Source organism: Enterococcus sp. DIV1316a (assembly GCF_050536915.1).
Classification (GTDB): Bacteria; Bacillota; Bacilli; order Lactobacillales; family Enterococcaceae; genus Enterococcus; species Enterococcus faecalis.
This window is the reverse complement of the sequence record NZ_CP172913.1, coordinates 1,415,609-1,435,888: the sequence shown is the minus strand read 5'-3', so window position 1 is coordinate 1,435,888 and position 20,280 is coordinate 1,415,609. Positions and strand designations below refer to the sequence as shown.

Below are 20,280 nucleotides of genomic sequence, written 5' to 3'. Positions count from 1 at the left end.
ACTCAGCCAATAAACAGGATTGGCTGAGTTTTTTTAGGCTTCTTTTTTTGTTAAAGGCAAGGTGATTGTAAAAGTGGTCCCTAAGCCTAAGTGACTATCAATGGCGATTTTACCGCCTAATAATTCTGTGTAATTTTGGACAATAGCTAGACCTAGACCGGTGCCACCAGAATGACGGCTACGTGCTTTATCGACACGATAGAACCGTTCAAAGATCCGTTCTTGGTCTTTTTGACTAATGCCAATGCCAGTATCTTGAACAGATAAACGTAATTGCTGATTTTCTATAGCATAAGAAATAGTAATCTGACCATTTTTTTGGGAATACTGAATGGCATTTTCAATTAGATTCTTCACGATTGGATAAAACAATTCGTATTTGGTGAAAAACTGGCTCTCTGGCAGACCATGAACGACTGTTTTCAGCTGTTTTGCTGCCAATTGTTGCTGATAAGAACCGAGAATTTCTGTAATAAATTTTTCTAAAGTAATTTCTTGTTCTGCATAAGGAATTGTTGCACTGCCCCGAGAAAGTTCTAAAATTTCTTGAATTAATTGTTGCAGACGCTGGGCATCTTTTTGCATGATGTGCAAAAATTGATCAAGGACTTTCGGATCTTCTTTGGCGCCATCTATGAGTGTCTCGGTAAAGCCTAAAAGAGAAGTGACAGGCGTTTTTAATTCATGAGACACGTTTGATACAAAATCTTTTTGCATTTTTTCTAGTTGGCGAACGCGCGTTAAATCATAGGCAATTCCTAATACTTGATAATCATTGGCACTTTGATCATCCAAGTAACGAAGAGAAAGATCTAAGCGTAAAGGTGTTGGTCCCTGTGTCACAGTGATTTCTTGATGTAAGCTGTTTTTTTCAGCGACGACTTGATGGATTAAATGAATCAAATCGGCGTCTTGAATCACTTCAAGATAATTGCTTTGCATATTTTTAGCAGAGAGTCCTAACATTTCCTGCATTTTAGGGTTCAACAGACGAAGCCGTCCTTGCGTATCAATGATAAAGACACCAATCATCAACTCATCTAAAAGTTCGTGAAATTGCTCATCCGCAGACGTATACGCTTTATACGTTTGACTTACTTGTTGACTCAGTAAGTTAATAGTTTCGTAAAGTTCATTCCATTCAGAAGATTGCTGGATAATGGATCGATTTTCATCTGGATGTTTAAGCATTCGTTTCAGAATCGGTAAGACAGTCACTAGCGGTTGATTTTTTTGCCGTAACAATAAAAAGATAAACAAGGTAATTAGTAGGAACAAGATGCCAAATGTAAAGATAATATAGCGACGAAAAGATTGGATATTTTTAGAAAATAGCGCGGTTTGTTCCGAAATCCGAATAATACCAACGATTTCTCCTGATTTTAAAACAGGCGTGGCAACGTACAGAAGTTCTTTATTTAACGTTTTACTCTTTCGTAAAGCTGAACCATAGGTAGCTCCTGATAGAACCGCAGCGATTTCAGGTCGTTTTTTGTGCGACTCTAGCGGTTCATTTTGGCTGCTGTCAAAAAAGACGGTACCATTTTTTTGCAACAAAGTTACCCGTTCTTCTGCATCATCTAACGCATGGGTGACAAGGAGTTGTTGTTGGTTTGTCAGTTGCCCTTTTTCGAAAACGGAAGGGGGCAACTGGTCTGTTAAAAGGGTATTTTTTCTTCTTAAATAGGTTTCTTGCTGAGCAACCATTTCTTTTTGAAAGAAAAAATTGGTCGCTGCAATACTCCCGACAAATAATAAAAGCATGACTGCCGCAACTAAAAAATATTCAATCCGCAGTCTCTTTTTCATCGTTTTGGCTCCTGAAAACGGTAGCCAAAGCCACGGACAGTTACTAAGTAAACGGGCCGTTTGGGATCGGGCTCGATTTTATCACGTAAATGACTAATGTGGACATCGACGATGCGACTTTGTCCAGCGAAGTCATATTGCCAAATTCGTTCCAACAAGGTTTCCCGATTAATGACCCGATCTTTGCGTTTCATGAAGTAAACGAGTAATTCAAATTCTTTCGGTGTTAGCTCAATGGGCTGATTGCGCACAAAGACTTCATAATTTTGTTCATCTACACGAATCTCGCCAATCACAAGCGGAGCTTTAGGTGTGTCCTCTTGAAGCGTTTCGGTCGTGGTAGGTTTCAAACGACGAAAAATAGCTTTCATGCGTGCTAGGACTTCTCTGGGACTAAAAGGTTTTGTTAAATAATCATCTGCCCCAATTTCTAAGCCGATGATTTTATCTACTTGTTCATCTTTGGCAGTTAAAATCAAAATAGGCGTGTCAATTTTTTCTCGACGAAGTGCTTTGGTAATTTCTAAGCCATCCATACCAGGAAGCATTACATCTAAAATTATAAAATCATATTGATTAGACAAAGCTAATTCGAAGCCGTTTTTACCATCTTCGGAAGTAGTCACCTGATAGCCTTCTTTTTCCAAATTAAAGGTTAACAAAGTTAAAATCGATGGTTCATCATCGACGACAAGAACTTTTTTCATTTACATAACTCCTTCAAGAAATTTCTGAAAATAAGTGTATATTTCACTATTGTTAGTTTAACATATTTTTAGAGGAAGAACGTACTTTAAAGTAAGCGAGAATGCTACTTTTGAGAAAAGTCAACTCATGGTATAATAGAGAAATGAAATGAGGAGAAGCGAATGATTGGTATTAGTAGTTGCTTAGGTGGGATTTGTTGCCGTTACGATGGAAAATCTCAAGAACAAGAAGCGTTAAAACAACTTGTAACTAATGGAAAAGCAATAATGATTTGTCCCGAAGTTTTAGGAGAGTTGCCTATTCCACGTCCGCCAGCAGAAATCATTGGCGGGGATGGCTTTGATGTTTGGGCGAATACTGCTTATGTATATACGGATAACGGGGAAGATGTGACTGAGGCATTTAAAGTAGGGGCACAACGCGCGTATCAAAAATTAAAAACTCAACAAATTACAACCTTGATTTTGAAAGAAAAAAGTCCCAGCTGTGGCAGCCAGCTGATTTATGATGGACAATTTTCTGGCATTAAAAAAGCTGGAGTTGGGGTGGCAACTGCTTATTTTATTCAACAAGGAATGACCGTTTATTCTGAAGAAACATGGCAACTTGCGGACATTTCTTTTTAAAAGGTAAAAACTTAGTAAAAAAAGATTGACTATTCCCTATGAAATCGGTAACCTATAAGGGATTGAAGATGGGAGCACGGCTCATGGAAATGGAAAAAACAAACCGCATGAATGCGTTATTTGAATTTTATTCGACATTATTAACGGAAAAGCAGATGAATTATATGGAGCTTTACTATGCTGATGACTTTTCTTTAGGAGAAATTGCGGAAGAATATGAGGTTAGTCGCCAAGCGGTTTATGATAACATTAAACGAACCGAAAAAATTTTAGAAGAATATGAAAAAAAGTTACATCTTTATTCAAACTATGTTGTACGGAAAGAATATCTTGAACAACTACAGCAGTATGTTCAAGAAACTTATCCCAAAGATAGTGAAATCAAAAAATATATTGAACAAATTCAAGAAATAGAGGAATGAAACTATGGCTTTTGAGAGTTTAACAAACCGCCTACAACAGGCAATGAGTAAAATCCGTCGTAAGGGAAAAGTTTCCGAAGCCGACGTAAAAGAAATGATGCGAGAAATCCGTTTGGCTTTATTAGAAGCCGACGTTAATTTACAAGTGGTCAAAGATTTCACAAAACGTGTCAGAGAACGGGCAGTAGGAGTCGAAGTATTAGAAAGCTTATCACCAGCCCAACAAATTGTAAAAATTGTTGATGAAGAATTAACGAAAACGTTAGGTTCAGAAACGGTTGAACTGAATAAATCTCCAAAAATCCCGACAGTGATTATGATGACAGGGTTACAAGGGGCTGGTAAAACAACTTTTACTGGTAAATTAGCCAAACACTTAATGAAAACTGAAAACGCTCGTCCTCTTTTAATCGCTGGTGACGTTTATCGTCCAGCAGCGATTGATCAGTTGAAGGTTTTAGGTCAACAATTAGAAGTTCCCGTTTTTGATATGGGAACAGATGCTAATCCAGTGGAAATTGTTCGTCAAGGGTTAGCATTAGCAAAAGAAAAGAAAAATGATTATGTCTTAATTGATACGGCCGGCCGCTTGCACATTGATGAAGCTTTAATGGACGAATTGAAACAAATTAAAGAGTTGACTAATCCCAATGAAATTCTGTTAGTTGTTGATGCGATGACGGGGCAAGATGCTGTCAACGTTGCAGATAGTTTTAATGAACAGCTTGGAATTACTGGGGTTGTTATTACCAAAATGGACGGCGATACTCGTGGGGGGGCTGCGCTGTCAATTCGGGCAGTAACGGGCGCTCCGATTAAATTTGTCGGTTCTGGTGAAAAATTAACCGATTTAGAAATTTTCCATCCCGATCGTATGTCGAGTCGTATCCTAGGTATGGGGGACATGTTGACGCTAATTGAAAAAGCGCAACAAGATTACGATGAGAAAAAAGCAGAAGAACTTGCTCAAAAAATGAAAGAAAACAGTTTTGACTTTAACGATTTTATTGAGCAATTGGATCAAGTTATGGGCATGGGACCGATTGAAGACTTATTAAAAATGATCCCTGGAATGAGTAACATGCCTGGTATTGAAAATGTCAAAGTCGATCCAAAAGATGTGGCACGGAAACGGGCGATGGTCCTATCAATGACCCCTGCAGAACGTGAAAATCCTGATCTATTAAATCCTAGTCGCCGCCGCAGAATTGCAGCTGGTTCAGGAAATAGTGTGGTTGAAGTCAATCGTATGATTAAACAATTTAAAGAATCCAAAAAAATGATGCAACAAATGTCCAAAGGGGATATGAACATTCCTGGTATGGATCAAATGCTAGGTGGCGGCGTTAAAGGCAAGCTAGGTAAAATGGCCATGAATCGTATGATGAAGAAAAACAAAAAGAAGAAAAAGAAAAAAAGATAAACAGGCTTTAGTTAATTATTGGAAGAAACAGAAAGTGCGCTATCAGTCGAAGAGACTGATGGCGCACTTTCTGTTTAAGCGTAGTTTTGGATAATTGCGTTTAACGCTTCGGCAAAACCAGCGCCGTGTTGTTCATAATATGACGTAAATCGTTCATCACCAACATACATAAGCCCTAACCCTTTATGTGCTTCTGGCGAATAGCTTGACCAAGAGTACATTAACCAATCTTTGTGTAATTGGAAAATTTCTTGCGCAAGTTGGCTAGTCAATTTGGGTGATTTTTGATACATGGCTAACTTAGAAAATAAATCTTTTTCCACGTTCTGCATTGCTTGCATGTCTTTTTCCGTCAAGTTTAAATATTTTTTGTTGGCTTGTTCAATCGTTTCGTTGCCATATTTTTCCCGAATCTCTTTACCATATTTTTCTTCGTTTTCTTGAACTTTTTGTTGTTTGAATGCTTCGAATTTTTGCTGATCTGACATGTTTATCTCTCCTTTGTAATGGTGTAAGGTTTGTTGAACAGAGGCTAAAAGACGATCAATTTCATTGCGCTTTTCCAATAGTTTTTGTTGATGCTCGTATAAAGCCTGTTCAACATTAAAGTCAGGTTGCTCCAAAATTTCTTTAATTTCATCTAGTTTCAGATCCAATTCACGGTAAAAAAGAATTTGTTGCAAACGATTCACCTCGGCTTGCCCGTAAATTCGATAACCAGAAGAATTAATTCTGGCTCGTTGAAGAAGACCAATTTCATCATAATATCGTAACGTCCGTGCACTGACGCCAGATAGTGAAGCCATTTTTTTAATTGTATATTCCATCATTCATTCCTCCTGACAAAATCTATCATAAACCTTTACGTAACGAGAAGGTCAAGCAAAAAAATAAAAAAAGTGAGACAACCTGTAAAAAGTTGCCTCACTTTTTCTCGATTGATTCAATTAGGCAGTTAAGCGATTAAAGAAATCCACGTAAGCATCTACAATTGATTGTAAGAAGCCAACAGTGCCATCAATAATTTTACCATCTTCACCAATTAAGTTCGTAATACCGCCAATATAGGCTTCAGGTTGTTGTAAAGTTGGAACATTTAAGAAGACTAATGATTGTCTTAAATGATGGTTCGCACCAAATCCGCTAATTGCACCTGGTGAAACACTCACCACAAGTCCTGGTTTTTTATCCCAAACGCTTTCGCCATACGGACGTGAACCGACATCCAATGCATTTTTTAAAACAGCTGGTACTGAACGGTTATATTCTGGTGTTACAAACATTACGCCATCTACTTGTTTAACTTCTTCACGGAATGTTGTCCAAGCTTCGGTGGGGGTTCCTTCATCATCCAAATCTTGATTGTATAATTCTAAATCACCTATGTTAATGAAAACAGGTTCGAAATCAGCTGGAAATAAGTCCGCCATTGTTTTTGCTACCAATTTGTTAAATGAATCTTTTCTTAAACTCCCTACAAAAATACCAATTTTTTTTGTCATGTAAATCCCTCCATTTTTCTTTTACTTACTTTATGATAGTACTTTTCCAAAAAAAGCGCAAACGTTTTATCCTTGTACATTGTTGAACTTCGTAACTTCACGTATAATAGCTAGTAAAAGGATGAGTAAAGGAGCAACTGCTTGAATAAAAAAATAAATTGGCGCCGACAGTTAACACCGTTGGAGAAACAAACATTGACTGAATTAAAAAACAAGGAAATGATTAAACAAGGAACTTTTTATAAATTGGAACAAACATTTCCTGAGGAATCAGCTTATACTTATTATGGTTTATACAGGAAGGAACAAACCATTCAAGCATATATCGTAGGGTATTGTTTTGATGGGGAAACCTTGGAAGCGACGATTGTTGCGCCAAATGTAGGACCATTTTTTGAAGAACTTGTTCAAGAACTCGAAAAGCAAGCAGCTTTGTGGGGAATGAAAGAAGTCTTTCTCGTGATGGACGACAAGCAATCTGTTGGCCTGAATTATTTTAATAGACAAGGAATTGTGCCAGCTTTTTCAGAACAGTATCTGGTTTTTCAAAGAGAAACTTACTCACAGGCGTTGGCGAAGCTGACACTTCTCCGACCACAAGTGGCTGATTTGGATTCCTTGGCTAGGTTACTCGAAGGTACGCCTTTGCCGGAGGACCTTCAACGAACACTTATTTATAAAGAAAACAATCAACTTTTAGCCACGCTACGTTTGGATCATTTTGAAAACGAATGGGGGATTTATGGCTTTGTTGTGACAAAAACGCAACGAGGTCGCGGTCTTGGCCGTCAAGTGTTACAGTCTGCGCTCCGAATGATTTTAGAAAATTCAGCTTCAGCGACTATTTTTTTAGAAGTTGAAACAGAAAATCAAGCAGCGCTTCATCTCTATCAAACAGAAGGCTTTCAAGTGAGAAACCAGTACAACTATTATCAAATTTTGTAAAAATTCTTCATTATTTCGTTTGTTTTCCTGCAAATTGGCTAAAAAAATTGAAAAAAAGTAAAGGTGTCAAGAAAAAACTCTTTACAGGTTGTTGTTAATCTGTTAAACTAACTCTTGTGATTAAGTTAATGGAGGTGTATTTAATAATGGCAGTTAAAATTCGTTTAAAACGTATGGGTTCTAAAAAGAGTCCTTTTTACCGTATTGTAGTAGCTGATTCTCGTTCTCCTCGTGATGGACGTTTCATCGAAACTGTAGGTACTTACAACCCTTTGAAAGACCCTGCAGAAGTAGTTTTAAAAGAAGATTTAGTTTTAGATTGGTTATCTAAAGGTGCGCAACCTTCTGATACAGTTCGTAACATCCTTTCAAAAGAAGGCGTTATGAAAAAACATCATGAAGCTAAAAACGTTAAGAAATAAGGTGATTGAATATGGCAGATGTGAAAGAGTTAATTTTAACTATTGTCCGTCCGTTAGTCAGTCAACCTGAAGCAGTCTCATTAGAAATTGAGGAATCAACTGATTTCCTCGAGTATAATTTGACTGTGGCCAAAGAAGATATTGGACGTATCATTGGTAAACAAGGGCGTGTTGCAAAAGCAATTCGGACAATTGTTTATAGTGTACGTATCGATGGTCCGAAAAAGGTCCGTTTAAATATTCTTGATGGTAAATAAGCATTAACAAGGAGGTAGCCTAGCTATCTTCTTTTTTTATACATAACCAAAAAGTTTTCATTGCTAGAGATAGGCCTTTCTTGCTAAAATAGATGTATCCAGAATAAAGGAGCGATTTGTATGGCAAAACGAATTATCATTATGAACTTTGATATTGAAAGTAAATCGTACCAAGCATTTTCCGAAATAAAAAAGATGCAGGCAGAAAGACAGCTTAAAGGTGAGCAAATGGCGGTTGTTACGCATGTTAATGATGGCCAGCATCAATTTAAAATCAATGATTTTATCGATTTTACAGGCAACAATCATACATCAAAAGATAGCATGATTGGGATGCTAGTAGGCATATTAGGTGGTCCTCTGGGCATTCTTTTTGGCTGGTTTGCTGGAAGTATGTATGGTGCAAGCAAAGACGCCAAAGAAATTCAAGAAGCACAAACGGTTTTTGAACATGTGATTCAAAAGATTGATGAAGGACAAACGGGATTGTTATTAATTGCAGAAGAAGAAGACAACCGTCCGCTCAACCAATTGGTTATGTTTGACTTAGGTGGCGAAATCACGCGGCTTGATTTAGAGGAAGTCCAACAAGAAATTAACGATGCGAACGAAGTTGCAAATGAAGCGAAACAATCGTGGCAAGCAAAAAAAGAACAACACAAAGAAGCAACATCGAAAGAAGAATAAGGAGCAAAGACTGTTTTCTGAATAAAGGAAAACAGTCTTTTAAAATACTAAGAAATCACGGTTTTTTATGGTAGTTTGCTAATTTTTTGTTATTTTATCGTAAAATACGGTAAACTAAGAAGAAAACTTTGAGAAAATAGATAAATTATTATTTGCTAAAGGAGCAAACTTCTTCTAAAATAAAAAGGAAGTTTAAAAGAAAGTATGGTAGCAGATGGAAATACAATTTTTAGGAACAGGCGCTGGTGTGCCAGCAAAACATCGCAATGTCACAGGGATTGCGTTGAAATTATTAGATGAACGAAATGCAGTTTGGCTCTTCGATTGTGGTGAAGGGACTCAATTGCAAATTTTAAAAAGTAGTATTCGCCCAAGAAAAATTGAAAAGATTTTTATTACACATTTACATGGGGATCATATTTTTGGTTTACCTGGTTTGTTAAGTAGTCGTTCTTTTCAGGGCGGGACAGAACCTTTAGAAATCTATGGACCAGTTGGGATTGCTGATTTTGTCAAGACTTCTTTACGGGTCTCGCAATCGCGGTTGTCCTATCCACTGAAATTTATTGAATTAACGAAAGCAAATGACGTTATTTTTAAAGATAAACAATTCACTGTTCGCTGTAATATCTTGGACCATGGCATCACGAGCTTTGGCTATCGAATTGAGGAAGCAGCGCATGAAGGAGAATTACAAGTAGAGAAACTTCAAGCTTTAGGGATTCCTTCTGGGCCATTGTATGGCAAACTCAAACGTGGTGAAACGATTGTTTTTGATGGACAGGAAATTAATGGACAAGCGTTTGTGGGAGAGCGTAAACCTGGACGAATCGTGACGATTTTAGGAGACACTCGCAAAACTAAAAATAGTGTAACCTTAGCACAACGAGCGGATGTTTTAGTCCATGAAAGTACGTTTAATAAACACGAAGCAAAAATGGCAAAAGCCTACTTCCACTCAACCAGTCAACAAGCAGCTGAAGTTGCAAAAGAAGCGCAAGTAAAACAACTTATCTTAACGCATATTAGTGCCCGTTATTTAACCAAAGAGGCCTATCAGCTTCAAGAAGAAGCCCAAGAAATTTTCCCCAATACAAAAATCGTAAAAGATATGGATATCATTGAGATTCCATTTGCCAATGAAGGAGGAGCTTAGATGGATTTAACAAATAAAGTCGTTGTCGTAACTGGAGGTTCAGCTGGTTTAGGTGAACAAATTTGTTATGAAGCAGCTAAACAAGGGGCGGTCGTCGTTGTCTGCGCCCGCAGAATTAATTTGATTGGTAAAGTTCGCGAGCAGTGTGCTGTTTTAAGCGGACGAGAAGCATTTTCTTATCAATTAGATATTGCCGATCCAGAAAGTGTTGAACGTGTGGTTGAAGCTATTTCAGCAGAAGTTGGTCCTATAGATGTTTTAGTCAACAATGCTGGTTTTGGCTTGTTTGAAAATTTTGTTGAAATTGACTTGGCTGTTGCACGCCAAATGTTTGATGTCAACGTTCTAGGAATGATGACGTTTACTCAAAAAGTAGCTATTAAAATGATTGAAGCTGGGCAAGGACATATTATCAACGTTGCTTCAATGGCTGGGAAGATGGCTACAGCTAAATCAACCGTTTATTCTGCAACAAAATTTGCTGTGTTAGGTTTTTCAAATGCTTTACGTTTAGAATTGAAACCGTTGGGTGTAGCAGTAACGACTGTCAATCCAGGACCAATCCAAACAGAATTCTTTGATAAGGCGGACCCGACAGGCACTTATCTAGCTGCGGTGGATAAAATTGTTTTAGACCCTACGAAATTAGCGAAAGAAGTGGTTGGGAGTATGGGGACTTCTCGACGTGAGATTAATCGTCCGTTTGTCATGGAAGCGGCTGCCCGCTTTTATACATTGTTTCCACATTTAGGAGATTTCATAGCAGGAAATATTTTAAATAAAAAATAAAGGAGTCGATCAAGTCATGAAAAATCAATGGCGTGTTATTTTGGGCCTTGTGTTGGTCTTAATTGTTGTTATTTTTGCTGTTTTAAATAATCAAGCTGTTCCAGTAAACTTTGGTTTTACTAAAATTAGTGGACCGTTAATCTTAATTATTTTAGGTTCTGCAATTATTGGCGCACTAGTTGGATTACTAACCTCCACAACCACCATTTGGAACCAACGTAAGGAATTAAAAGCTGTACAAAAAGAGTTGGATATTTATAAAAATGATATGGATAAATTAGTCAAAGAAGAAACGGAAAAAGTTCAACGTTCTTTTGATAATCAATTGGCTGATTTGCAAGCCAAACAAGCGGCAGCACCACAAGTCGCAGAACCAGTGGTCAACGAACAAACATCAAACACAGAAGTAGACGCAACGCCTGTGTCAGGTAGTCGTATTGATCGTTATGTGAAACCTCGTGTGAATGAAGAGGAACAAAAATAAGGAAGAGACTTTATCGCTAAGTTTCTTTTAAAATAAAACTGTGATATCTGCTATTTATCTAACAGATATCACAGTTTTTTTCTCAGATTTAAAAAAATGCTTTCTTTAGTTTTTGGAAAAATTTTGCTATAATTACTTGGTTAGGAGTGACGTCGTGAAAAAATCAAACTATCAATGGCAGTTACAGACAAAGACAGAATTACCTGTAGAATTTATAGAACAATTAAAAAAAGAAGAAATTAATCCATTAATTGGCCAACTTTTATGGCACCGCAATATCCGGACAGAAGAAGCATTACGTAAGTTTCTACATCCGACTATCGAAGATATTTATGATCCGTTCTTAATGCATGATATGGAGAAAGCGGTAGCCCGCATCCAGCAAGCCGTCGAAGCGGGTGAACAAATCCTTGTCTATGGGGATTATGATGCAGATGGCATCACTAGTACCACGGTTATGAAAGAAGCAATCGAATTAGTCGGTGGCATGGTTCAGTACTTTCTACCGAATCGTTTTGTTCATGGATATGGGCCTAATAAAGACGTATTTGCTGAACAAATTGAACAAGGAGTCCAATTAATTGTAACCGTTGATAATGGTGTAGCCGGACATGAAGCAATTAGCTACGCTATGGCTCAAGGGGTAGATGTAATCGTTACTGACCATCATGAATTGCCTGAACAATTACCAGAAGCCTATGCGATTGTCCACCCTAGACATCCACAAGGAGCCTATCCTTTTGGAGATTTAGCTGGTGTTGGCGTGGCTTTCAAAGTCGCTACTGCGTTACTTGGTGAATTGCCAATTGAGTTATTAGATTTGGTAGCAATTGGGACGATTGCTGACTTGGTTTCATTAACCGATGAAAATAGAACGTTTGTCAAAATGGGCCTTCAAATCATTCAAACTGGTGATCGAATTGGTTTAGACGTTTTACTACAAGAAGCGGGTGTGAAAAAGGAAGCTGTTTCAGAAGAATCAATTGGCTTTACCATTGGACCTCGTTTAAACGCATTAGGTCGATTAGGGGAAGCCGCACCAGGTGTTGAATTAATGACTACATTTGATGAAGAGCAAGCGCTGGAAATCGCTAAATATATTGATCAACAAAACAATGAACGAAAAGACATTGTAACGACGATTGCCAAAGAAGCGCTGGATTTAATCGACCCGAATGCGCCGGTCCATATTTTAGCGAAACAAGGCTGGCATGAAGGCGTCTTAGGGATTGTCGCGGGCCGCATTATGCAAGAAACGGGGAAACCAACCATTATTTTAGCAATAGATGAATCTGGTACGACCGCTAAAGGCTCTGGACGTAGCATTAGCGCATTGAATCTCTATGAGGCGTTGAACGAAGTGCGTGAGCAATTCACTCATTTTGGTGGGCATCATATGGCAGCGGGAATGACTTTACCTGTTGAAAATATTCCTTTTGTTCAAGAACATCTGGTACACTTTATTGAAAAAAATCAAATTGATATGGCTAATGGACAAGAGTTACTCATTAGTGAGAGCTTAGCGGTTTCGCAGGCAACGACTGCTTTTATTGATCAATTGCGTATTTTGGCGCCTTTTGGGACTGATAATACTGTGCCAACTTTTGTATTTAAGGAAATCACGCCTACGCAAATTCGGCAAATTGGTGCAGATAATGCACATCTGAAATTTCAAATGAATCAAGAAGGGGCACAATTGGATGCAATTGCTTTTCAAATGGGGCCTCAAGCGGATGAACTAGCACAAGGAACCGCCGATGTGGCAGGCCAACTTTCCATCAATGAATGGAATGGTCGTAAGAAACCACAATTAATGGTGACTGATTTTGCTGTATCGGGAAGACAATTATTTGATTTTCGTGGCAAAAATAATCAAACGAAACCAATTCCTTCAGAAGCAACAGCTTATCTTTTGTTTGATGAAAAAAATCAAAAATTCATTTCAGATCCAACCGCTAATATTATTGTTTGGTCAAACCAAGAAGAATTGGTGGAAGCTGTTTCTCAAAATCAAATCGAACAACTGGTTTTTGTCGACTGTCCTGTGGAAGCAATCACGGTTAAAGAAATTGTTGAAGCAACTGAGATACAACGTATATACATGATGTTTATTTCACCAGAAGAAGCTTATTTAAACGGTATGGCTTCACGTGAACAATTTGCAACATTGTATAAATTTATTTTGCAGCAAAAAGAAGTAAATCTACGTTCCCAGCTATCGAAGGTGGCAAATTACTTAAATATCCAAGAAAAATTATTAATTTTCATGATACAGGTGTTTTTTGACTTAGGATTTGTTACAATAGAAAGCGGTGTTTTAAACAGTATTGAGAAACCCGACAATCGACCATTGACTGAAAGTCAAGTGTACCAACAACGATTGAAAAAAATAAAAACAGAAGAATTTCTACTTTACAGTGATTGTCAAACAATACAACAATGGCTGTGGAATGAGGAGGACAAATAAAAATGGATTTAAGAGATTACATTGCAAGCATTCCAGATTATCCTGAGAAAGGGATCGTGTTCCGTGACATTTCTCCATTAATGGCTAATGGGGATGCCTATCGTGAAGCAACGAAACAAATCGTGGATTACGCGAAAGAAAAAAGAATTGATATGGTTGTAGGACCGGAAGCTCGTGGCTTTATTGTCGGCTGTCCAGTGGCTTATGAACTAGGAGTTGGCTTTGCTCCGGTTCGTAAAAAAGGAAAACTTCCTCGTGAAACCATCGAAGTGACTTATGACTTAGAATATGGTTCAGATACATTAACGTTGCACAAAGATGCCATCACACCAGGCCAACGTGTTTTGATTTGTGATGACTTGTTAGCAACTGGTGGTACAATTAAAGCAACCATCGAATTAGTCGAACAATTAGGTGGTATTGTGGTTGGTTGTGCGTTCCTAATTGAATTAATGGATTTACATGGCCGCGATAAAATTGATGGCTACGATATTGTTACCTTAATGGAATACTAATCTAATTTAATTAGAAAGAGCGAAGGATTTAATCCTTCGCTCTTTCTTTGACATATTTATAAAAACGGAGCGTAGCTTGGGGGGAACACACCGTTTTATTATTTATTAAGGGAACTTACGATAAACGTATCTTGCTTGCTGTTGTTTACGTGTACGTGTATAACGCTTCTCATCCCATGACATAAACCAAAGAATAAATAACGGCGTCACGATCATAAAAGCAAGACGTAATCCTAATGTTCCCAAAAAAATACCTATAACCAATACAAAAAATAAAAATCCAACACGACGAATTGCTTCCATGTGTATCACCTCTTCATTTGATTCGAACGAGTGTTCGTATTGTTATTATACGAATGTGTGTTCGTTTTGTAAAGTCTTTTCTACTAATTTATGTTAAAATAATTCGAAAAGAAGAATAATCCTTTATAATAAAGAGATTTAGGGCAATAAAAGAACACGATGCTTTGAGCATCGTGTTCTTATTGTGCTGTGATTACGTATAAAAGAGAACAGAAAAATACATGAGGATCGCTGCAAGCATGACGAACAAGTGCCAAACCACATGCATAAACCGCACATTTTTCAATGAATAGAAGGCTGCACCTAATGTGTAAGACACGCCTCCTGCGACCAATAACGCTGTTCCTGTAAATCCAAGAGATTCATATAACGGACGAGCAGCGATGATACAGAGCCAACCTAAAACAATATAAATAATCGTTGAAATGTTTTTCACTGTTTCTTGTTTATGCAACGTGAGGGATTTATAGACAATACCGACGATGGCGATTAACCAGACTAAACTAAATAAGGTCCAACCTAACCAACCGCCAATACTAATTAAGCAAAACGGCGTATAGCTGCCAGCAATCAATAAGAAAATAGAACTATGATCGAAGACCTGAAAGACCTTTTTGGCTCTTGTAAAAATTAAACTATGAAATAACGTTGAAGATAAAAAAAGTAGAATCAACATGGAGCCATAAATAGCATAAGATACCACGTGAATCGGTGAGCCTAAACGAGCTCCTTTAACAAGTAAAATGACTAAGCCAGCAATACTTAAACCTGCGCCTATGCCATGTGTAACTGCATTCAAGACTTCGTTCACGATTAGGTATTTTTTTGAGAAATGCGTTTTTTCCAATAAATTCACTTCCTTTATTTTAATTTGATGAAAAATTCGGCAGTGTCTGTTATACTATAACTAGATAATTAACCGTTTAATGGTATTCTACCATGAAAACAGGTTCCTTTTAAAGAAAGAGTGATAAATTTATGACAAACGTTAAAATCGTAACGGATTCTTCATGTACGATGGAAAAAAGTCTTAGAGATGAATTAAATATCCATATGATGCCTTTATCAATTATGGTTGATGGCGTTGTTTATCCAGATGATGATCATTTGCCAGGCGAAAAATTTATGGACATGATGGCTAATGCGAAGGCCTTACCCAAAACGAGTCAACCACCAATTGGTGAATTTGTAGAATTATATGATCGCTTAGGTGAAGATGGCAGTGAAGTAATTTCGATTCACATGACAAAAGGCTTAAGTGGAACGGTTGAAGCGGCCCGTCAAGCTAGCAACTTATCATCAAGTAAAGTAACGGTGATTGATAGCGATTTTACAGACCAAGGTTTGTCTTTCCAAGTCATTCAAGCAGCAAAATTGGCACAAGCGGGAGCGGGTGTTCCAGAAATTTTAGCTGAAATTGAACGCGTCAAACAAAATACTAAATTATACATTGGCATTTCAACATTGGATAATTTGGTTAAAGGTGGACGAATCAGCCGTACAACAGGATTATTATCAAACATTTTTAATATGAAAGTTGTCATGGACTTTGAAAATACGGAATTGATTCCTGTAGCGAAAGGCCGAGGCGTTAAAACGTTTAATAAATGGTTTGACGAATTGAAATCAGAATTAAGTAAGATTCCAAATGTTCGACAAATTGGCATTTCTCATGCGGATGGGCTAGAACTAGCAAATGGATTCAAAGAAGGATTACAAGCAATCTTTAAAGACATGGATATTCCCGTATTACATACGAATCCAGTCATTGCAACACATACAGGAAAAAATGCCTTTGCTATTATGTACTATACAGACTAAGAAATAACGAGGTTGGGTCTCACTCTTAAATGAGTAGACGCAACCTCTTTCTAACAAGAAAAGGAAAATTTCTTGTTAGTTTATTTAAAAGGAAGTGACGAAGATGAAAAAACAAACACAGCATATTTTGCTGACCGTCTTAACACCTATCCTCATTGCGCTAGGTGTTTTTGCATTGTTAAGTGTGGCCATCCCCAAAGCAAAGCCACTATTAAAGCAAGAGAAAGTGGCCACAACTGCTCAAAAAAATCAAAAAGAAGTCATTCATTATACAGCAATCGGTGATTCTTTAACTGAAGGAATTGGCGATTTGACGAATAGTGGAGGTTTTGTTCCTATTGTGGCAGATGATTTAAAAGAACACTACAACTTGAACGGTGTTCAAACAGACAATTTTGGGAAAAATGGGGATCGTAGTGATCAAATTTTAAAACGAATCAAAGAGAAACCTGAAATTCAAAAGGGCCTTGCCTCTGCGGACGTGATTACGCTAACGGTTGGTGGAAATGACTTAATGAAAGTAATTAGTAGTAATATTTTCGACTTGAAAGTCAGCTCGTTCAATCGTCCACAAAAAGCCTATCAACGCCGAGTAAGACGACTACTTGAAGAAATCCGAGAGTACAACGAGAAGGCCCCTATTTATGTCTTAGGAATTTACAATCCCTTCTACTTAAACTTTTCCGAAATTACAGAAATGCAAGAAATCGTTGATAACTGGAATCAAGCAACCGAAGAAATGGTTCAAGAGCAAAAACGAGCCTATTTCATTCCTATCAATGATTTACTCTATAAAGGTCGTGGCGATGAAGTTGGCGTAACTGGTGGCGACTCAGAAACTACAGGAAGTAGTGCTAGCAAAGAGGATTTAAACAATTTGTTATATGAAGAAGATCGCTTCCATCCAAATAATCTTGGCTACCAAATTATGGCCGGAGCTGTCCGGGATGAAATGGTCAAGACAGAGAAAGAATGGATAACAAAATCAGAAGGTAGTGAATAAAATGAATGAAGAAAAGCCAAAAACAAGTAAATCAATTAAAAAGACACAACCAACCAATCTTAAACGAAATCCCTGGAAAATCGCTTTTCTTGTTCTAGTGGGTTTAGTCATTGGTAGTGTAGCTTTCGTGACATTTCGAGCAACACAAGTTCGCGAACCAGATTTAAAGAAAATACCAGCAATTGTTGAAAAAGAAGGCGAGCCAGTCGTCACCATTCAGTCAAAAAAACAACAAGTGAACAAACTGATTGACTTTTATTTAGCCGACTTTCAAAAAGGTTCGGAGATCAAATATAAATTTTATTTAGAAAATGATGCTTTATTAAATGGAACATTTCAGGTGTTAGGGCATGACATTCCTTTTTACTTATATTTTGATCCTTACGTGATGGCGAATGGTAATGTACAATTAAAAGCAAAAAGTTTATCTATAGGAACGTTAGGCTTGCCAATTAAAGAAGTATTGAAATTTGCTAAACGTTCTTACAAACTACCTAAATGGGTTGAAATCAATCCAGATGATCAAACTGTTTTATTACGTTTAGATCAGTTTAGAATGCAAAATGATCTATTTGTTCGAGCAGAAAAGATTAATTTAGTTGACGATGACATTCGGATGAATATATACTTGCCAAAAGAGAAATAAAAAAGGAGTGTTAGAGATGGAAGAAAAAGCAATTTTTGCAGGCGGCTGTTTCTGGTGTATGGTGCAGCCTTTTGATACACAACCAGGGATTATCTCAGTTGTTTCGGGTTATACAGGTGGGCACGTGCCTAATCCAACATATGAACAGGTTCTAACACACACAACAGGCCATACGGAAGCAGTAGAAATCACTTTTGATCCAGCGATTATTTCTTACGAACAATTAGTGGATATTTATTGGCAACAAACAGATCCTACTGATGCTTTCGGTCAGTTTCAAGACCGCGGCGATAATTATCGGCCAGTTATTTTTTATCGTTCCCAAGAACAAAAAGAAATTGCTGAGAAAAGTAAAGAACGTCTAGCTAATAGTGGCCGTTTTACAGAACCAATTGTTACCACCATCGAACCAGCAGCACCATTTTATCCTGCTGAAGAATACCATCAAGACTTTTATAAAAAAGACGCTTTGCGTTATGGATTGTCCCATCAACGTAGAAGTGAATTTATTGAAGAAAAATGGAGTGATTAATTTACATGAGACGAAGCTTTTACCATTACTTAATGACATTAAAAGGTCCGGCTAAAGATCCTGAAACTGATTTTGCCAATGAAGCGGCCAAAGATATTCAGTTTCCAAAACAAACCGAGGATTATCATGAACTTTCTTCTTATTTAGAAATGAATGCTGACTATTTAAGCAACATGGACATCTTTGATGAGTTATGGGAAAAGTACCTTGAAAACAATAAATAAATCCAGAGGAAAAGCAAACAAAGCTTTTCCTCTTTTTTCATTCATGTTATAGTAAACAAAAGTAGTGACGAATTTGTTAGAAATGAGATGAAATCTATGAAGAACAAACGAACTGTTCCTTTTTATCAATATATTATTTCGCTCCTCTGTGTCGCATTTTTAGCTGGAGGAAGTAGTTATATTTATTTTGATCATCGTGTTAAAAAGATGAGTCAAGAAGGGGCAATTACCAATGCTGATTTAAGCAAAGTGCAGGATTTATATAATGAAATTAGTACCAATTATGTAGGTGAAGTAGATAAAAATGAATTAGTTGAAGGCGCCTTAAAAGGCATGTCTGAAGCCATTGGAGACCCATACTCAACTTATCTAAATGAATCTGCTGCCAATGATTTAAACGAAAGCTTATCTGGTGATTTTGAAGGAATTGGTGCCACTATGACAATGAAAGATGGCGAACCAGTTGTAGCAGAGGCCCCTGTAGCAGATTCCCCAGCTGAAAAAGCGGGAATCAAAGAAGGCGATATTATTGAAAAGGTTGATGGTACAGCTACAAAAGGGATGAAACTAGCAGAAGTCGTCTCAAAAGTCCGAGGTAAAAAAGGAACTTCCGTTGAATTGACTATCCAAAGAGAGGGAGAAACTAAAAATATCTCAATCAAACGTGGGAAAATTCCCGTTAAAACAGTGACTGGTGAGTTAGACAAAAATGATGCACAAATTGGCTCGATTAAAATTACGTCCTTTGGTAAAAAAACATATCAAGAATTGAAAGAAACAATCACGAATTTACGTGACAAAGGAGCTAAATCCTTTGTAATTGATGTACGCCAAAATCCTGGTGGACTGCTAGATCAAGCAGAGCGAATGGCCAGTATGTTTTTAAAAAATGGCGAAACAATTGTTCAATTTGAAGACAAAAAAGGACGTACGATGAAAGAAGTTGCTTCCAAAGAATTAGACGGCGGCTTTAAAGTAAAAGAACCTGTTGCAGTTATCATTGATGGCAATAGTGCCAGTGCATCCGAAATTTTTGCTGCAGCACTGCATGAATCTGCGAATGTCCCATTAATTGGAACGAAAACATTTGGCAAAGGAACGGTCCAAACGGTGAAAGATTTAAATGACCAAACCGAAATAAAATTGACTGTTTTAAAATGGTTAACACCAAAAGGCGAATGGATCAACGAAAAAGGAATTGAACCAACCATCAAAGCTGATTACCCCGAGTATGCCTATTTAAAATTGATTCCTCGCGATAAAACGCTAAAAGAAGGAGATCAATCTGAAGATATTCAGAACTTAAATGCTATTTTAGCTGTATTAGCGTATCCTGTTGATGAAAACAATGCAAACTACACCGCAGAAACAAAAGCAGCGGTTAGCGATCTTCAACAGAAAAATGGCTTGCCTGTAACTGGAGAAATCGACAATGAAACAGCCACAAAAATTGAAGCCACTTTAGGTAAATTAATTCTTGAAAATGACGCTGCCTACGATACAGCAGTCAAAGAAATTCAAAAAAACTAGAAAAAAGGT

24 protein-coding genes are annotated in these 20,280 nt (G+C 37.4%); 18 read left to right on the top strand and 6 right to left on the bottom strand.

The window, feature by feature from the left end:
- Positions 1 to 33 precede the first annotated feature (33 nt).
- On the bottom strand, positions 34 to 1,809 hold the full coding sequence (gene pnpS, locus IGL56_RS06975) for a two-component system histidine kinase PnpS (protein ID WP_002392419.1): 1,776 nt from the start codon (positions 1,807 to 1,809) through the stop codon (positions 34 to 36).
- Positions 1,806 to 2,516, bottom strand: coding sequence for a response regulator transcription factor (locus tag IGL56_RS06970; protein ID WP_002357427.1), 711 nt, complete (start codon positions 2,514 to 2,516; stop codon positions 1,806 to 1,808). The genes pnpS and IGL56_RS06970 overlap by 4 nt, the downstream gene beginning before the upstream one ends.
- Positions 2,517 to 2,678: 162 nt before the next feature.
- Between IGL56_RS06970 and IGL56_RS06965 the strand changes: the two genes are divergently transcribed.
- The 3 genes from IGL56_RS06965 to ffh all read left to right on the top strand — a co-directional run bounded on the left by IGL56_RS06965 (position 2,679) and on the right by ffh (position 4,988).
- A complete protein-coding gene (locus tag IGL56_RS06965) occupies positions 2,679 to 3,143 on the top strand; it encodes a DUF523 domain-containing protein (RefSeq protein ID WP_065813697.1) in 465 nt (154 codons plus the stop codon).
- Between the two features lie 83 nt (positions 3,144 to 3,226).
- A complete protein-coding gene (locus tag IGL56_RS06960) occupies positions 3,227 to 3,565 on the top strand; it encodes a putative DNA-binding protein (RefSeq protein WP_002357429.1) in 339 nt (112 codons plus the stop codon).
- A gap of 4 nt (positions 3,566 to 3,569) precedes the next feature.
- Positions 3,570 to 4,988 carry a signal recognition particle protein gene (ffh, locus tag IGL56_RS06955; protein ID WP_002357430.1) on the top strand — a complete coding sequence of 473 codons (1,419 nt, stop codon included), beginning with the start codon at positions 3,570 to 3,572 and terminating at the stop codon, positions 4,986 to 4,988.
- Between the two features lie 74 nt (positions 4,989 to 5,062).
- Here the strand turns inward: ffh and IGL56_RS06950 are convergent, their stop codons facing one another.
- Together IGL56_RS06950 and IGL56_RS06945 are read right to left on the bottom strand one after the other, a co-directional pair.
- Positions 5,063 to 5,818 carry a MerR family transcriptional regulator gene (locus tag IGL56_RS06950; RefSeq protein ID WP_430599708.1) on the bottom strand — a complete coding sequence of 252 codons (756 nt, stop codon included), beginning with the start codon at positions 5,816 to 5,818 and terminating at the stop codon, positions 5,063 to 5,065.
- A gap of 117 nt (positions 5,819 to 5,935) precedes the next feature.
- Positions 5,936 to 6,490, bottom strand: a complete 555-nt coding sequence (locus IGL56_RS06945; RefSeq protein ID WP_002357432.1) for an NADPH-dependent FMN reductase — start codon at positions 6,488 to 6,490, stop codon at positions 5,936 to 5,938.
- 141 nt (positions 6,491 to 6,631) lie between these two features.
- Here IGL56_RS06945 and IGL56_RS06940 point away from each other — a divergent pair, with 141 nt between their 5' ends.
- The 9 genes from IGL56_RS06940 (at position 6,632) to IGL56_RS06900 (ending at position 14,212) form a co-directional block, all read left to right on the top strand.
- Positions 6,632 to 7,435 (top strand): GNAT family N-acetyltransferase, encoded by an 804-nt coding sequence (locus tag IGL56_RS06940; RefSeq protein WP_002357433.1) that lies wholly within the window; start codon positions 6,632 to 6,634, stop codon positions 7,433 to 7,435.
- 146 nt (positions 7,436 to 7,581) lie between these two features.
- Complete coding sequence (gene rpsP / locus IGL56_RS06935; protein WP_002357434.1) at positions 7,582 to 7,857, top strand: 30S ribosomal protein S16; 276 nt, start codon at positions 7,582 to 7,584, stop codon at positions 7,855 to 7,857.
- Between the two features lie 11 nt (positions 7,858 to 7,868).
- The gene (locus IGL56_RS06930) at positions 7,869 to 8,114 is read left to right on the top strand and encodes a KH domain-containing protein (RefSeq protein ID WP_002357435.1); all 246 of its coding nucleotides are present in this window, start codon (positions 7,869 to 7,871) and stop codon (positions 8,112 to 8,114) included.
- A gap of 120 nt (positions 8,115 to 8,234) precedes the next feature.
- On the top strand, positions 8,235 to 8,801 hold the full coding sequence (locus IGL56_RS06925; RefSeq protein WP_002357436.1) for a hypothetical protein: 567 nt from the start codon (positions 8,235 to 8,237) through the stop codon (positions 8,799 to 8,801).
- A gap of 214 nt (positions 8,802 to 9,015) precedes the next feature.
- Complete coding sequence (gene rnz / locus IGL56_RS06920; protein WP_010815988.1) at positions 9,016 to 9,957, top strand: ribonuclease Z; 942 nt, start codon at positions 9,016 to 9,018, stop codon at positions 9,955 to 9,957.
- A complete protein-coding gene (locus IGL56_RS06915) occupies positions 9,958 to 10,746 on the top strand; it encodes an SDR family NAD(P)-dependent oxidoreductase (protein ID WP_002357438.1) in 789 nt (262 codons plus the stop codon).
- Positions 10,747 to 10,762: 16 nt separating this feature from the next.
- Positions 10,763 to 11,230 carry a LapA family protein gene (locus IGL56_RS06910; RefSeq protein WP_002357439.1) on the top strand — a complete coding sequence of 156 codons (468 nt, stop codon included), beginning with the start codon at positions 10,763 to 10,765 and terminating at the stop codon, positions 11,228 to 11,230.
- Positions 11,231 to 11,384: 154 nt separating this feature from the next.
- Positions 11,385 to 13,697, top strand: a complete 2,313-nt coding sequence (gene recJ, locus IGL56_RS06905; protein ID WP_010815987.1) for a single-stranded-DNA-specific exonuclease RecJ — start codon at positions 11,385 to 11,387, stop codon at positions 13,695 to 13,697.
- 2 nt (positions 13,698 to 13,699) lie between these two features.
- Complete coding sequence (locus IGL56_RS06900) at positions 13,700 to 14,212, top strand: adenine phosphoribosyltransferase (protein WP_002357441.1); 513 nt, start codon at positions 13,700 to 13,702, stop codon at positions 14,210 to 14,212.
- Positions 14,213 to 14,317: 105 nt separating this feature from the next.
- On the opposite strand, the gene IGL56_RS06895 is transcribed toward IGL56_RS06900, so the two are convergent.
- Complete coding sequence (locus IGL56_RS06895) at positions 14,318 to 14,515, bottom strand: hypothetical protein (RefSeq protein WP_002360203.1); 198 nt, start codon at positions 14,513 to 14,515, stop codon at positions 14,318 to 14,320.
- A 193-nt stretch (positions 14,516 to 14,708) separates the two neighbouring features.
- On the bottom strand, positions 14,709 to 15,362 hold the full coding sequence (gene trhA / locus IGL56_RS06890; RefSeq protein WP_002357443.1) for a PAQR family membrane homeostasis protein TrhA: 654 nt from the start codon (positions 15,360 to 15,362) through the stop codon (positions 14,709 to 14,711).
- A gap of 131 nt (positions 15,363 to 15,493) precedes the next feature.
- Here trhA and IGL56_RS06885 point away from each other — a divergent pair, with 131 nt between their 5' ends.
- The 6 genes from IGL56_RS06885 to IGL56_RS06860 all read left to right on the top strand — a co-directional run bounded on the left by IGL56_RS06885 (position 15,494) and on the right by IGL56_RS06860 (position 20,271).
- Entirely contained in the window at positions 15,494 to 16,336 is an 843-nt protein-coding gene (locus tag IGL56_RS06885) for a DegV family protein (RefSeq protein ID WP_002357444.1), read from the top strand.
- A gap of 103 nt (positions 16,337 to 16,439) precedes the next feature.
- Positions 16,440 to 17,339 carry an SGNH/GDSL hydrolase family protein gene (locus tag IGL56_RS06880; protein WP_002385880.1) on the top strand — a complete coding sequence of 300 codons (900 nt, stop codon included), beginning with the start codon at positions 16,440 to 16,442 and terminating at the stop codon, positions 17,337 to 17,339.
- The gene (locus IGL56_RS06875) at positions 17,332 to 17,985 is read left to right on the top strand and encodes a YpmS family protein (protein WP_025189105.1); all 654 of its coding nucleotides are present in this window, start codon (positions 17,332 to 17,334) and stop codon (positions 17,983 to 17,985) included. Before IGL56_RS06880 ends, IGL56_RS06875 begins: the two co-directional genes overlap by 8 nt.
- A 16-nt stretch (positions 17,986 to 18,001) precedes the next feature.
- Positions 18,002 to 18,517, top strand: a complete 516-nt coding sequence (msrA, locus tag IGL56_RS06870; protein WP_002357448.1) for a peptide-methionine (S)-S-oxide reductase MsrA — start codon at positions 18,002 to 18,004, stop codon at positions 18,515 to 18,517.
- A 5-nt stretch (positions 18,518 to 18,522) separates the two neighbouring features.
- On the top strand, positions 18,523 to 18,741 hold the full coding sequence (locus IGL56_RS06865) for a YozE family protein (protein WP_002357449.1): 219 nt from the start codon (positions 18,523 to 18,525) through the stop codon (positions 18,739 to 18,741).
- Positions 18,742 to 18,828: 87 nt separating this feature from the next.
- Complete coding sequence (locus IGL56_RS06860) at positions 18,829 to 20,271, top strand: S41 family peptidase (protein WP_002369330.1); 1,443 nt, start codon at positions 18,829 to 18,831, stop codon at positions 20,269 to 20,271.
- Positions 20,272 to 20,280: the final 9 nt, after the last annotated feature.